General features: G+C 73.9%; 1 protein-coding gene. It reads left to right on the top strand.

The genetic code is table 11. From position 1 onward, the window contains the following. Positions 1-223: biotin/lipoyl-containing protein (locus LO771_RS30250; RefSeq protein ID WP_230748360.1), on the top strand; the 223-nt coding region annotated here is incomplete at its 5' end. Positions 224-303: the final 80 nt, after the last annotated feature.

Here is a 303-nt window from a genome sequence, read left to right on the forward strand (position 1 = left end):
GGTCTCCGGCGACGCGCTCGCCTCGCCGATGCAGGGCAAGATCGTGAAGGTCGCCGTCGAGGACGGTCAGGAGGTCCAGGAGGGCGACCTGGTCGTCGTCCTGGAGGCCATGAAGATGGAGCAGCCCCTCAACGCGCACAAGTCCGGCACCGTCACCGCGCTGTCCGCCGAGGTCGGCGCGAGCGTGACCAGCGGCGCCGTGCTCTGCGAGATCAAGGACTGACGTCCGCCGCAGCACCCCGGGGGCCGGCTCCGGCCGGACCCGGCACCCGGGCGGGGCCCCGCGGAGCACGCTCCGCGTGG

Origin of the sequence: Streptacidiphilus sp. ASG 303, assembly GCF_020991365.1 — a bacterium.
Lineage (GTDB): Bacteria > Actinomycetota > Actinomycetes > Streptomycetales > Streptomycetaceae > Peterkaempfera.